Below are 13,488 nucleotides of genomic sequence, written 5' to 3' on the forward strand. Positions count from 1 at the left end.
AGCGGCTTGGACACCACTCCGGTGACCGACTCCGCCGCAAAAGGCGCCCTGCGGCGACGCCCCCTGGTCATGCTGCGCGCCGGTGTCGCCGCGGTGCTCCCGGGCGAGCCCGTACTCCGCACCGGACACGTCCTCGCGGTGAGTTCCCTCGTCAACGCCGGCCTCGGCTTCTTCTTCTGGACTCTCGCGACACACTGGTACGACGAGCGGACCGTGGGCCTGAGCTACTCGGCACTCATGGCGTCCCTGCTGCTCACGGGCATCGGGCAGCTCAACCTGAACGACTTCCTGGTGCGGTTCGTGCCGACCGCCGGCCGCCGCACCCGCCGTCTGGTCCTCACCTGCTACGCGGCGAGCACGTCCTTCAGCGTGGTGGTGGCCCTGATATTCCTCGCGATGGTGCCCGTGGTCGAACCGAGGCTCGGCTTCCTGCTGACACCGGTCACCGCGACCTGCTTCGTGGTGGCGACCGCCGGATACGCCGTCTTCGTCCTGCAGGACGGCGCGCTCACCGCGGTCCGTATGCCGGGCTGGGTCGTGGGCGAGAACCTGATCTTCGCCGTCGTGAAGATACTGCTGCTCGCCCTCGGCGCGGCCCTGGGCTTCTTCTCCGGGATATTGCTGTCGTGGGCGGGCGCTCTCCTGGTGTCGCTGGTCGTCGCCAACTTCGTCCTGATGGGCCGGGGCATCCCCCGGCACGAGCGGGAGACGAAGGCCGCGCCGCCACCACCCCGCATGCTCGGGTACGCCGCGGCCGACTATGTCGGCTCCCTGTTCCGGACCGCCGGGTACACCCTGGTCCCGCTGATCGTCCTGAACAACTGCGGTGCCGAGGAGAGCGCCTTCTACTCGGTCGCCTGGGGCGTCGCCTACGTTCCCTACCTGATCGCCCGCAACATGGGCACGTCGCTGCTCGCGGAGTCCGTCCGCGGACCCGAACGGCTCGTGGAGCACTCCCTGCGCGTCCTGCGCCACTCGGGACTGCTGCTGGGCGCCGTCACCGTCGTCCTGGTCGTCGCGGCTCCGCAGATCCTGTCGATCTTCGGTGCCTCGTACGCCGCCGAAGGGAGCACGCTGCTGCGGCTGCTGGCCTTGTCCGCGCTGCCCAACCTGCTGCTGAGCGTGGCCATCGACGTGGCCCGGGCGCAGCGACGGCTGCGCTGGGCGGTGTGGCTCCAGGTGGCGATGTGCGTCCTGGTGCTCGGGCTCACCCATCTGCTGCTGCCGGTGGCCGGCCTCGTGGGCGCGGGGGTCGCCTGGCTCGTCACCCAATGCCTGATCGCCGGCTTCCTGGTCGTGTCCCGGTCCCGCTGGCTCGTCCCCGTCACCGAAGGATCGTCATGAACAGCGCGCTCTCCGCCGAACGCACCGCCCCCACCCTGGCGGTCGTCATCTGCGCCTACACCCTCGACCGCTGGGAGGACCTGCGGGCCGCGATCGCGTCGGTGCTGGCCCAGGACCCTCCCGCCGACGAGGTCGTGCTGGTGGTCGACCACAACCCGAACCTCCTGGAGCGCGCCGAGCGGGAGCTGTCCGGGGTCCGCGTGGTGCCGAACCGGCGGCGCCGCGGTCTGTCCGGGGGCCGCAACACCGGAGTGGCGGTCTCCCATGCGGACGTGGTGGCCTTCCTCGACGACGACGCCACCGCGGAACCGGGATGGACCGGCCGTCTGCTGGCGCCCTACGGCGACCCCCGGGTGAGGGGTGTCGGCGGTTTCGTCCGGCCGTGGTGGGCCACCGAGCGCCCCACGTGGTTCCCGCCGGAGTTCGACTGGGTCGTGGGCTGCTCCTACCGGGGACAGCCCCTGAAGGCGGCCCACGTACGCAACTTCATCGGCGCCAACATGTCCTTCCGCCGGAGCGAACTGATCGCCGTCGGCGGCTTTCTCGACGCCCTCGGACGCGTGGGCAGCCGTCCCGCGGCGAGTTGCGACGAAACGGACCTGTGTCTGCGGATCGCCGCCCGCGACCCGGAGGCCGTCCTGCTGTACGAGCCGCGGGCCGAGATACGACACCGGGTCCCCGAGTCCCGTACGAGCTGGGCGTACTTCCGCAACCGCTGCTACATCGAGGGACTGTCCAAGGCGCTGGTGGCACGGCGCTGCGGCAGCGGACCGGCGCTGTCCAGCGAACGCGTGTACGTGCGGTCGGTCGTCCCGCGTGCCCTCGCGCGCAACCTCACCCGGATCCGCCGCCCCGGCGCGCTGCGCACGATCGCGGCGCTGTCCGGGGGTGTCGGCGCGACCGTCACCGGCTACCTCGTCGGATCGATCCGTCCGCTGGGCTCCCGGGACTCCTCCCGCCGTCCCCGAGAAGCGGCGGAGCCGACGACGACGGCCCGGTCATGAGCACGGAACCGACGAGGACGGCCCAGGGCATGAGCACGCAACCGACGACGGTCATGAGCGTCGTACCCGTCTTCCTGTATCACGCGGTCTCGGACGACTCACCGCGGTGGCTGGCGCAGTTCACGGTGAGTCCCGGCACGTTCATGGAGCACCTGGACATGATCGCCGACAGCGGACTGCGCGTGATCCCCCTGCGACGGCTGGTCGTGGCTCTGCTGGGCGGCCCTCCGGTGCCATCACGGTCGGCGGTGCTGACCTTCGACGACGGCTACGCGGACTTCGCCTCCACGGTGGCTCCCCTGCTCGCCGCACGGGGACTTCCCTCGACCCTGTACGTGACCACGGGCGCCCTGCGGCCCTCCGACAGCGTGCCGTTCCCGTCCGCGGCGACGCTGACCTGGGCCCAGGTGAGGGAGCTGGACACGGCCGGGGTCGAGATCGGCGGACACACCGAGACGCATCCGCAACTGGACACGCTGCCCCGGACCTGGGTGCGGGAGGAGGTGGCCGGCTGCAAGCGGCGGATCGAGGACGAACTCGGGCACCCTGTCGACTCCTTCGCCTACCCGCACGGCTATTCCAGCCGCACCGTGCGCGCGCTGGTACGCGAGGCCGGCTGGACGTCGGCCGCCGCCATCCGGGCGGCCTCGGCCTTCAGTTCGGAGCGGGACGACCCCCTGCGGTTCGCCCGGCTCATGGTCCGGGCCGACACCGGCCGCGACCTCTTCGCGCTCTGGACGAGCGGTGCGGGAGCCCCTGTGGCGCCGTTCGCCGAGGAGCTGCGGACCAGGGGCTGGCGAGCGTACCGCCGGGCGAGAGCGGCGGTCGGCCTGCCGTACCGGGCGATCCCCGCCTGACAGACTCACCGGCCCGCGGCAGGACGCCCCGGACGGAACGGATCACTGACGGCGCGTCAACGCTGCCAGACCCGGACCCAGTCCACGAGCATCCGCGCCGAGTCGGTGCCCGGGGGCGGGGTGTAGGGGAGGCCGACGGCCAGGTTGAGGATGACCTCCATGGGCTCGTGGGGAATGCGCTCGGGGTCGCTCACCCGGAACCGTTCGATCCCGTCCACGTACCAGACGAGTCTGTCCTTCTCCCAGCGCAGCCCGAAGACGTGATAGCCGTCGGGAAAGCCGTCCGAGGTGAAGGTCCCCCTCTGTTTCCTCTCCTCGCCCTCGGCGTTCCGCCAGTGCACGAACATCGACAGCGTGCGCGGCGTTCCGAGGAACTCCATGATGTCGATCTCGGGCGGGGTGTAGCGGCTCGCGGGCATCATCCAGAACTCCGGTGCCATCCCGCCCTGTGGCGGGATGCGGACCGCCGCCTCGAAGTAGCCGTAGGTGAAGGTCTTCCGCGGCTGGGCGTACCAGTTGTCCCGGCCGGTGGAGATCATGCCGGACACCCAGGGGTAGACCTTCCCGTCGCTGCCGCGGATCGACCGGCGCTGGGCGTCGAGGCTCAGTTTCCCACCGCCCACGGTGACCTGACCGGGCTGGTACCACTCCAGTTCGTGGTTGGTGCTGATGGTGCAGCCGTGGTCGTTCCAGTCGTAGCACGTGGCCCAGCGGTCCTGGTCCAGACGCGAGCCGTCGAAGTCGTCGTGGAAGACCAGTCGCCAGTCCCCCTGTGCCGGGGGCCGGGGCGTCGCCGTCTCGGAAGTGGCCCCGGGCGCGGGCCCGCCGGCGCCGCATGCCACCAGCAGGAGCATGAGCGCGCCGAGCACCACGCCTCGCCCTCTCATCGGCGGGTACGTGTCCCGGCCGCGACGGAGCGGGCCACCCTGCGCGCGGCGAATCCGGTGCCCGCGACGAACCTCAGCACGGGGCCGAAGGTGGGAGCGGCGGCCAGTCCGGTGAAGAACAGGCCGGGCACGGAGGACTCGAACCCGGAGGACAGCTTCGGTGCGCCGTGGACCGTCCATATCTCCCGGCGGAGTCGGGGTGCCAGCAGTCGGAGCCGGTCGACGTCCACCCGGTATCCCGTCGCCAGCAGCAGATGACCGGCCCGCAGCACCCTCGTCTGCGCGTCGGCGTCCACGACATCGAGGCGCACCATGCCGTCCTCGACCCCCGAGGAGCGGACCGTACGGCCGCACAGCACGGGGATGTCGTCCATGCGGGGCCGCAGCCACCAGCCCCCGGACGGTCCGAGCACCTCGTGCAGGAGCCGCATCCGCAGCCCCGGCGGCAGATGGCGGATGGCGCCGCCGCCGTGGCAGCACGCCAGCAGCGACCAGCCCGGTCCGAGCGGCGAACCGGGCTTCAGCAGCCGTACCGGACGCGGCCGTTCGGACGGCCGGTCGGTGTCGGGCGGGCTGCCGAACGCGACGGACTGCGCGCGGACGATCACGGTGGGAAGGGCCCCGGCCTCGTGCAGCAGCGCGGCGCTCTCCAGCGCCGACTGCCCCGCTCCGAGGACGGCGACCCGCTGCCCCGAGAACCGGGAGAGATCACGGTGCCGACTGGTGTGGGAGACCAGTTCCCCGGGGAGGTCCGCCAGTTCCGCGGGCTCGTGGGCGAAGGGGACCTGCCCGGTGGCCATCACCACGTTCTCGGCGAGGAACTCCTCCCCGGAGTCCAGGGTGACGCCGAACAGCCCGTCCACATGCTCGACGCCACGGACGCTCCGGCGCTCCAGTTCCGGGACGCGGCGCTCCTGGAACCACCGCCCGTACGCGATCATCTCCTCGACCGGGATGGGGTACCGGTCGCCCACGGGTCCCCGTCCCCGCGCGGTCCGGAAGTCCTCCAGGCGGTATCCGGACTCCGGCGCGGAGATGGAGGAGGCGGCGGGGACCGACTTCAGATACATGCCCATGGGCATGTTGGTGTGCCAGGACTCCATGGGCTCGCCGAACACCCTCCGTGGTGTCCCTGACGCGCTCAGCCAGGCGGCCGTGGCGAGCCCGTAGGGGCCTGCTCCGATGACGACCGTGGGCGGCCGGCGCAGGGCATCAGGAGTGCCCCCGCCGGCGGCCTCGTGCCGGGCGCCGAAGTCGGTGTTCATGGGCATGGCCGTCCCCCTTCGCTCTCGCGCGGCGCCGACGCCGTCACGGCCGCGCACCGGCCCAGCGGGCGCATTCGTCGAGCACGGGTGCCACCGTGTGGGTGAGCCACCCGTAGCTATGACCGAACCTCGGCGATTTGCGCACATTGTTCGCCACGTGCCACAGCCAGCTCAGAAGGGGAATCGCCACCGGGTCGGCGACGTCGTGGTCCGGGTCGAGGCCGGCCAGCGCGAGCAGGGCGCGGTCGGCGTCAAGCACCCGGCCGGCGCGCAGCGTCTCGGCGACCAGGCCGCCCAGCGGGCGCCCGGTGAGCGTACTGCGCAGGGCCACCACGAAGGCGTAGGCGTCGATCTCGCAGGGCCCGTCGACGCGGCCACTGCTCCAGTCGAAGACACCGGTGACCCGGAGGGGGACGCGACCGAGCAGCACGTTGCCGGGGTGGTAGTCGCCATGGGTCCAGCCCTCGGTCAGCACGGCACCGGCCAGAGCCGCGTCCAGCCGGTGGCGCAGGGCCTCGAATGCGGCGGCCCGCCTGCCGGACCGGTAGCGGGGCAGCCCCGCCGAGAGCGCCGTGAGCTGCGACTCGCACCAGGCAGGCATCCGGTCGGCCGCCGCACGGCGTCGCCCCGTGGCGGCCCGCAGATCCGCCAGAAGGCGCAGGGCGGGAGCCACGATCGCCTGGGCGTCGTCGGGCGTTTCCATGATCAACCGCTCCGCCGGGACGCCCGGGAGCGTGTTCTGGGCAAAGGTCCCCTGGGGGCCGGGCGATCCGACGACCCGCGGCAGGAGGGAACGCCAGGGAGCGAGCCGGCTGTCGGCGTCGAGCTCCTGGAGGACTTCCCGCTCCCGCGCCGTGACAGCGGCCCCCGCCTCGTTCCTGGGGTGTTTGACGACCAGGCTTCCCGCGCCGCGCCGCAGCTCGAACATCAGCAGGCCCGCCTCGGGCAGTGATGGCCGCCGGACGACGGTGATGTCCCTGGCGCCGGCGCCGCGTACGAGCCAGTGGGCCCGGAGGCGGTCGTCGAGGCCGGCCAGCGCCCGCGGAAAGTAGAGGGGCAGCAAACCGGAGAGCGAGGACATCGTGGCGGGCGTCTTCATACCAGACCTCGCCGGGCCGTCAGCGGCACGACCCGCGGTTGCCGGGGATAATGATTACGGCGATATGTCACGCATAAGTGGATCTACAAGCTTCATCCATGTTAGTTCCTTTCGGGAGAAGCTTCCCGGAGAGGGGCGGGTGGTCTTCTTGCTGGACGACGAAGTGCCCGTACTCCTCGCCCGGATCGGCAACTATCCGCTGCACCACGGCAGTCTGGGCGTGGTGCGCACGGTCGGGCGGCTGGGCGTCCCGGTCCACGCCGTCGTCGAGGACCGCTTCACCCCGGTCGCTCTCTCGCGCCACCTCACGAGCAGGTTCGTATGGCCGACGACCGGCCGCGAGGAACCGGAGCGGCTCGCGGAGGGCCTGCTGTCCATCGGCCGCAGGATCGGCGCCCGGTGTGTGGCGGTGCCGACCGACGACGAGGCGGCGATCGTGCTCGCGGAGTACGCGGACCTGTTGGAGGAGTGCTTCCTGATTCCGCACGTGCCGGCCCATCTGCCGCGGCTGCTGGCCTGCAAGGCGAGCCTGCACCGGATCTGTACGGAGGTCGGCGTCCCCTCGCCGCGGTCACGGGCGCCGACGAGCCGTGACGAACTGGTCGACGCGGGCCGCGAGCTCGGCTATCCGCTGGTGCTCAAGAACCTGGCGCCGTTCAGCAGGCTCCGCACTCCGGCCGTCAGCGGCACCACCATCGTGGTGCCCCACGAGCGGGCGCTCCTCGACCGCTTCCCGGGGGCCGCGCCGCCGCCCGTCCTCGTGCAGGAGTACATCCCCAGACAGCAGGCGGAGGACTGGATCACCCATGTCTACTCCGCAGCGGGCGGTGTGCCGCGCGCCCTGTTCACCGGCTTGAAACTGCGCTCCTGGCCTCCGTACGCGGGCATGACGGCCCGCGCGGTGGCGTTGCGCAACTCCGAACTGGCCGGACTGGCGGAGCGGCTGTGCCGCCGCATCGGGTACAGCGGACTCGCGGACCTCGACTGGCGTTACGACCGTCGCGACGGGCAGTACAAGCTCGTCGACTTCAACCCGCGCACCGGTGCCCAGTTCCGCCTGTTCGAGAACGTCCACGGAGTGGATGTCGTCCGCGCCATGCATCTGGACCTGACCGGCCGGACCGTGCCGGACGGCGCCCAGGTCGAGGGGCGGGTCTTCGTCGCCGGCCAGTTGGACTTCGCGTCGGTCGCGGCGTGGCTGCGCCATGAGCGCCGGCTGCCGCCCGACCTCCTGAACGAGCGGCCCTCCGAGCGGGCCTGGCTCTGCCGGGACGATCCCCTGCCGGCCGCGGCCGAGACGGTCCGGTTCACGGCGCTGGCGGCCTGGCGTCTGCTGCGGCCGGGGCGTTCCGGCCTGGCGAGGTGCCATGGACCGGACGTACGTCGCGCCCGGGCACCGGCCGCGTGAAGCGGTCGGTGCCCGGGCGCGACGGTGGGGTCGGTGCTGCCGGACCTCACATCAGCGGAGCCGGACCTCGGATCAGTGCTGCCAGACCCTCACGTAGTCGACCTTCATGTCGGCGGGAGCCACGTTGGTTCCGCTGTGACTGGGGTTGATGGCGTTGTTGAGGATCAGATACATCGGGGCGGACGTGATCCCGGAGGTGATCTGACCGACCTGCTTTCCGTCGTAGTAGTACGTGACGGAGCCCTGCTTCCATTCGGCGCCGAACGTGTGCCAGCCACCGGAGTAATTGCCGGAAGCGCAGCCTCCGGGACCACCCGCCGTGGAATGGAAGTGATAACAGGCGGAGCCGCCCAGGCCTTCCAGGACGTCCAGCTCGCCGTCCGTCGGCCAGTTCTGCCCGTCCGCCCAGAACGAGGGCCAGTTGGCCATCTGCGACCCGGACGAGGGCGCGTAGATACGGGCCTCGAAAGCGCCGTAGGTGAACTCGGCCTTCTTGTTGCTGGTCACGATCCCGGAAACGTACGGATACGTCTTGCCGTCCACGGTGGTCGGCTTCTGGATGAGGTTGAGATGGAGGGATCCGTCGCCGACGGTGACCTGTGACGGGGAATAGGCGGACGCTTCAGCGGAGTTCGGCGGCTTGGTGACACACCCGGAACAACCGAACCAGTTCGCGTTCCACTTGGAAGCGTCGAGAGCGGTGCCGTTGAATTCGTCGCTGAACACCTGGTGCCAGGTGCCGCCGATACCGACAGGCATGGCGGCGCCCGTGGACGGCGCCGAGGATGTCGTGCTGGGCGTCGGCGTCGAGGCGGGCGTCGACGCCGGAGTCGAGGCGGGCGTGGTCGCGGGCGTCGAAGCCGGCGTGGACGCCGGGGCCGACGAGGGCGTGGACGTCGGAGTCGCGGTCGGAGTCGCGGAGGACGTCGGCGTCGGTGTCGCGGAGGACGTCGGCGTCGGTGTCGCGGAGGACGTCGGCGTCGCGGTCGGAGTCGCGGAGGGACCGGTACCCGTCGTGGTGCCGGCGGTGAAGGATTTCACCGGAGAGACGCTGTGCCACCGGTCGTGGAACTTGTACGCCACGTAATACGTGTAGGTGCCAGCCGGAAATGCGCGGGAGCCCGAAGTGTACGCGGTGGGCCGGGTTCCCAGAGTGGCCGCGGCGGCTCCGGGAAAGTCGTACTTGCCACCGTCGGCGGACCGTACGGCGACGGTCAGCGACTGCAGTTTGATCGTTTTGGCGCTGTGGACCGCGGCGGTGGCTTTGGACTGTCCGTTCGAGGCCGCCGAAACGGAAAGGGAATCGACCACGACGCCGGGAGTGGACGCCTGCGCCTGATCCGTTTGCGTAAGGACGCCTCCGGCGACCGCGGCAGTGGCGACCGCGAGCGCACCCAATTTTGTGCGCATGGCGCGAGGACGACGGTGCTTACGCATATCAGTTGTGCGATTCATTGGCATGTACGCGTGACCTTTCGCCCCCATGCGACACGGGAGTGCCACGGGAAACCGGTGGGCAATGGCGGACTGAACGGTCCTGGACTCTGCGGGAGCCGAACTCGATCCGCAAGTACCTGACCGACGGCGGGGCACTCCATTCCTCATGGGAAATTCATGTCTCGCAGTCGAGTTGGCCGGGTCGAGCCCAGCCCAGTGATGTCCGACACCTCAGGGGGCAATTCGGCCATAAGCGCCAAATCGCATGCCGTCGGCCTCAGTCGGCGGCTGCCGGGCACCATGGCTCGCTTCACCGCCGGCCGCATCACCGACGGCGTGCACAGGGCCACTGTCAGTGGCGGGTGACAGCATCGGATTCATGACCGAGACCACGACATTCGCCTGGCGGCCCTTCCTGCTCTCCTGGAGCGGGGAGTGGGTGGATTCCCTGCCCGAGGACGAGACGCGGGAAGAGGACGCGAGCGCCCGGCAGGCGCGCTGGCTGGGGTTCCCGCCCGCTTCCGAGGAACGGATCACGGCCATGGAGGCGCGCCTGGGTCGGCGCATGCCCCCGTCGTACCGGGAGTTCCTGAAGGTCACCGACGGCTGGCGGCACGCGGGCGGGTTCGTCTGGCTGCTGGCCGGGACCCGGGACGCCGACTGGCACAACGACGCGTCGGGACTCGGGGAGTCGTTCGAGGAGTATCTGGACGAGGACGCCGGGCCCGAAGAGCGCCGAGAAGTGGACATCTGGCGGCGCGGACTGCAGCTCGACGTGGAGTCCGACGCCACCTACGTCCTCATGGATCCCGAGGACGTGGACGAGGACGGCGAGTGGGCCGTGTACACATGGGCGAGCTGGCGCGCCGAATCCCCCGAACGGCACGCGAACTTCCTCGAGTTCATGCGGGACATGCACCGGGAGTTCCACAGCCTGCGGGCGCACCGGCGCGACGGGGAGCCGGCGTTCGCCAACGACACGACACGGGAGCAGGACGCCCGGGTGGCGGAGGCGCGGCGGGAGACGTTGGGCGGCGGCTGGGAGCGGGCCGTGGCGGCGCTGGACGATGCCAGGAGTTACGGCAGGCCCCGGGCCGCCGGTCTGGGGGACCAGATTCGGCGTCTGCTCGGCAAGACCTACATGGTCTACTACGAGGACCTGGTGACGGACCCTCGGTACGCGTCCGACCTGCTGCCGCCGCTGGTCGCCGAGCACGCGGCGAATTCGCACGGGGACGACTCGACGCTGAAATTCCATCTGCGGGGCGCCGATGACGACCTGGTGACGCTGGCCTACGCGACGCTGGATCAGGTCAGGGGCGGCACCTACCGGTACGCACCGGGCGGTCCGTTCGGGGAGGCTGTCGAGCGCGCGCGGGAGACGGCGCGGTGGGGAGACACCGACGGGGCATGGCGCACACTGCGGGACGCCGTGCCCCTGTGGGAGCCGTTGGGACCCGATCATCTGGCACCACTGGGGTGGGTGGCCGACCCCGTGCTCGGGCCGCTGCTGACCCCGGAGCGGGGCCGCGAGCTGCTGTCCACGCCGAGGGGCGGGCAGGCCGGTGAGGTCCCGGATCCGACGCCCGATCTCGACCCGGGCGGCCTGGCGTGGCTCGCGGAGCCGGAGCGGGGCGACAATCGCGGGTCCTACCGCTTCGTCCTGGTGGAGGGTGTGGAACCGAGGGAGTTGCCCGGACGTCTCGCGGACGGCGGCCCCGGGCTCGACGAACCCACGACCCTCCGGGAGGCACGGAGCAGATCACTGCGCGGCAAGCGGGAGTTCTCCTCCTACGACGACGAGGCCCTCGTGGCGGTCGGCCGGGCCGGCAACGGCTGGAGCTTCGCGTACGACGGCGACCCGGCCCCCTTCAACCGGCAGCGGTTCGTCTCCCCCGCGGCGCGCGTCGGCGCGGCCACCCACGCGGTGGTGGTGTGGAGCGGCCTCGGGGCGCGGCACAGGGAACCGTTCTTCCACCTCTCGGTAGCGCGGGACGGCACCGATCAGTACGCGTTCACGTACGCGGAGGGGGAGGTCCGGCGGAGCGGGGAGATACCGGAGACGCTGGACCCCGACCGGTTCTTCGGCGGATCGGAGGGCAGCACCGAGGCGGAACGTCGGCTGCTGGAAGCGGTGGCCGCGGAGTTCGGCGTCCATCTGCCGCGTCACGCGATCCGGGGCGGGCGGCTGCACTCGTTCACCACCCGTTCGTGGACCCGGCCGCCCGGGGACGGGGAGGCGTACATGGTGATCCAGATGAAGGGGGGAGCCCCCCTCCCGGCGGACGGCGAAACGGCGGGAGACGACGGACCGGGGACCGAGTAGCGGGCGTCCGGGCCGACGGCTCCGGCCGGCGCGGGGCCCCCGCCGGCCGGGGGCCCTCCCGCCGGCCGGGGCCCTCCCGTTGGGGCGGGCCCGCCCTCAGGACGGGACCCCGCGGCTCACGGTCGGATCGGCCCGTGCGGCTAGCGCGAGGCGGGGCCGTGGTGAGGAGTGGCGAGCGGGTCGCCGGCCTTGCCGACCACCTCGGCGATCCAGGCCATGGCCTCGGGCACGTCGTAGTTGCCGGCGTGCGGCTGGTTCCAGGCGAGCCGGTAGTCGACGTTCTTGACCTGCTTGTCCGCCTCAAGCGCCCGGTCCAGGTTGACCGAGATGATGAAGGACGTGTCCCGGTCGCGGGTGCCGTTGCGGACGTACCAGTTCGGCGCGGTGTCGGCGCTCGTGCCGACGAAGTCCATGGGGTCGATCAGGTGGATCTGGTCGTCGAGGGTCGTGCTCCGCTTGCGGGTGTACTGGTCCCAGGTCAGCCCGGTGTCGTCGGTGCCGCTGCCGTCGCCGGCGACGTCGTTGTGGTTCCAGCTCCACTCGGTGTAGTTCATGTACGTCTGGGTGTACGGGCCGAAGAGGTTGGTCTCCGTCCGGCTGGTGGTGTTCCCGTGCACGCCCACGGCGTCGAAGGCGGGTGTCGTCTTCAACGTGGCCTGGGTGGCGACGAATTTCAGGTACTTCGCCATGTCGACCGACAGCACCTTGTCCGCCGCGTTGTCGACGTCGATCCAGTGGTTGACGTACGACTTGGTGGTGGTCCCGCCGGGCCCGCCGGAGGTGATGTCGAAGGTGGCTCCGAGCGCCGGAACGGTGTTGGCCGGGTCGGCCTTCATATAGGTCTCCGCGGAGCGGATCACCTCCTTCTTGATCGTGTCCAGCATGTCGTCGGCGGTGAGCCTCGATCCGTCCGGATTGCGGAGCTTGAGGCTCTTCTCGTACGCGGGGAACCCGGCCGCGATCTCGGCGGCGTCCTCGGGCGTGGCGTTCGAACCGGTCGCGTCGCGGGTGCCGAGGACGTTGTAGAGCCACTCGTAGGCCGTGTCCGCGTTGCCGAGGTCGGTGATCGGGCAGTACGCGTTGACCGCGAAGACGTCGTCGCGCAGGGTGCTGCGGCCCTTGGAGTCGATGCCCGCCGCGCCGATCGCGGCGAGGTAGGAGTCGTACGCGGCGCTGTTGCCCGAGGCGCCCAGGATCGAGGACAGCGCGCCGCCGCCGCTGGTGCCGTTGACGACGATCCGCTCGGCGCTGCCGGGCATGGCGGCGTCGTTGAGACGGAGGTAGCGCACCGCGGCCTTGGCGTCGACCGCCGCGGCGGGGGCCTTGCCCGGCGAGGATCCGTCGGCGCCGGCCAGGCCGCGGCTGCGGTTGGCGACGTCCACGAAGACGTACCCGGCCTTCAGCGCCGCGCCGACGTTGCTCGTCGCGCTGTTGTAGGAAGCGCCGTCGGTGACGCTCGCCTTGATGTAACTGGCCATCCAGCCCGCGTTGTTCACCGCGAAGTAGACGGGCGCGCGCTGGTCGTCGAAGGCGCTCTCGGGCACGAAGACGTTCATGCTCTCGTAGCCGCAGCGCGTGTTGCCGATGGTGGTGGAACCGTTGATGCCGGACTGCTGGGCGGCCGCGGCAACAGGGTCGGCGACGTAGCAGAGTTCCTTGTAGGAGCGCACCTTGACGGCCTGCCCGTCGACGGTGACGGTGAGTGTCGTGTAGGCGCCGGCGTCGAAGGCCAGAGCGGCGTCCTCCGGGTCCACGGTATGCGCGTGCGACGCGGTGTGCCCCTGGGACGCGACCGCGGACGAGGGCACCGCGAACGCCGTCAGGGCGAGTGAGCCCGCTATCGCCATGCCCCGCACACGAC

Annotated in this window: 11 protein-coding genes; 6 read left to right on the forward strand and 5 right to left on the reverse strand. The window is 71.0% G+C overall.

Annotated features, from left to right (window positions below):
- The first annotated feature begins 6 nt into the window (after positions 1 to 6).
- The 3 genes from ACWEBX_RS02695 to ACWEBX_RS02705 are packed head-to-tail and all read left to right on the forward strand — an operon-like array spanning position 7 to position 3,205.
- On the forward strand, positions 7 to 1,344 hold the full coding sequence (locus ACWEBX_RS02695) for a lipopolysaccharide biosynthesis protein (protein WP_451883079.1): 1,338 nt from the start codon (positions 7 to 9) through the stop codon (positions 1,342 to 1,344).
- The gene (locus tag ACWEBX_RS02700) at positions 1,341 to 2,348 is read left to right on the forward strand and encodes a glycosyltransferase family 2 protein (RefSeq protein WP_451883080.1); all 1,008 of its coding nucleotides are present in this window, start codon (positions 1,341 to 1,343) and stop codon (positions 2,346 to 2,348) included. The genes ACWEBX_RS02695 and ACWEBX_RS02700 overlap by 4 nt, the downstream gene beginning before the upstream one ends.
- Positions 2,349 to 2,377: 29 nt before the next feature.
- Complete coding sequence (locus ACWEBX_RS02705) at positions 2,378 to 3,205, forward strand: polysaccharide deacetylase family protein (protein ID WP_451883081.1); 828 nt, start codon at positions 2,378 to 2,380, stop codon at positions 3,203 to 3,205.
- Between the two features lie 56 nt (positions 3,206 to 3,261).
- Here ACWEBX_RS02705 and ACWEBX_RS02710 read toward each other — a convergent pair whose 3' ends face one another.
- From ACWEBX_RS02710 to ACWEBX_RS02720, 3 genes are read right to left on the reverse strand one after another with little or no spacing between them, the layout of a single operon-like run.
- Positions 3,262 to 4,092, reverse strand: a complete 831-nt coding sequence (locus ACWEBX_RS02710) for a glycoside hydrolase family 16 protein (protein WP_451883082.1) — start codon at positions 4,090 to 4,092, stop codon at positions 3,262 to 3,264.
- Positions 4,089 to 5,363, reverse strand: coding sequence for an NAD(P)-binding domain-containing protein (locus tag ACWEBX_RS02715; protein WP_451883083.1), 1,275 nt, complete (start codon positions 5,361 to 5,363; stop codon positions 4,089 to 4,091). The genes ACWEBX_RS02710 and ACWEBX_RS02715 overlap by 4 nt, the downstream gene beginning before the upstream one ends.
- A 37-nt stretch (positions 5,364 to 5,400) precedes the next feature.
- Complete coding sequence (locus ACWEBX_RS02720; protein WP_451883084.1) at positions 5,401 to 6,456, reverse strand: phosphotransferase family protein; 1,056 nt, start codon at positions 6,454 to 6,456, stop codon at positions 5,401 to 5,403.
- 139 nt (positions 6,457 to 6,595) lie between these two features.
- Between ACWEBX_RS02720 and ACWEBX_RS02725 the strand changes: the two genes are divergently transcribed.
- Positions 6,596 to 7,864 carry a carboxylate--amine ligase gene (locus tag ACWEBX_RS02725; RefSeq protein WP_451883085.1) on the forward strand — a complete coding sequence of 423 codons (1,269 nt, stop codon included), beginning with the start codon at positions 6,596 to 6,598 and terminating at the stop codon, positions 7,862 to 7,864.
- Between the two features lie 72 nt (positions 7,865 to 7,936).
- On the opposite strand, the gene ACWEBX_RS02730 is transcribed toward ACWEBX_RS02725, so the two are convergent.
- Complete coding sequence (locus ACWEBX_RS02730; protein ID WP_451883086.1) at positions 7,937 to 8,623, reverse strand: glycoside hydrolase family 16 protein; 687 nt, start codon at positions 8,621 to 8,623, stop codon at positions 7,937 to 7,939.
- Here ACWEBX_RS02730 and ACWEBX_RS02735 point away from each other — a divergent pair.
- Together ACWEBX_RS02735 and ACWEBX_RS02740 are read left to right on the forward strand one after the other, a co-directional pair.
- Complete coding sequence (locus ACWEBX_RS02735; RefSeq protein ID WP_451883087.1) at positions 8,622 to 8,951, forward strand: hypothetical protein; 330 nt, start codon at positions 8,622 to 8,624, stop codon at positions 8,949 to 8,951. The two genes, ACWEBX_RS02730 and ACWEBX_RS02735, sit on opposite strands and share 2 nt — an antisense overlap.
- 729 nt (positions 8,952 to 9,680) lie before the next feature.
- Complete coding sequence (locus ACWEBX_RS02740) at positions 9,681 to 11,627, forward strand: SMI1/KNR4 family protein (RefSeq protein ID WP_451883088.1); 1,947 nt, start codon at positions 9,681 to 9,683, stop codon at positions 11,625 to 11,627.
- A 140-nt stretch (positions 11,628 to 11,767) separates the two neighbouring features.
- Here ACWEBX_RS02740 and ACWEBX_RS02745 read toward each other — a convergent pair whose 3' ends face one another.
- Complete coding sequence (locus ACWEBX_RS02745; RefSeq protein ID WP_451883089.1) at positions 11,768 to 13,474, reverse strand: subtype B tannase; 1,707 nt, start codon at positions 13,472 to 13,474, stop codon at positions 11,768 to 11,770.
- Between the last annotated feature and the right edge of the window lie 14 nt (positions 13,475 to 13,488).

Source organism: Streptomyces sp. NPDC005070 (assembly GCF_053600395.1).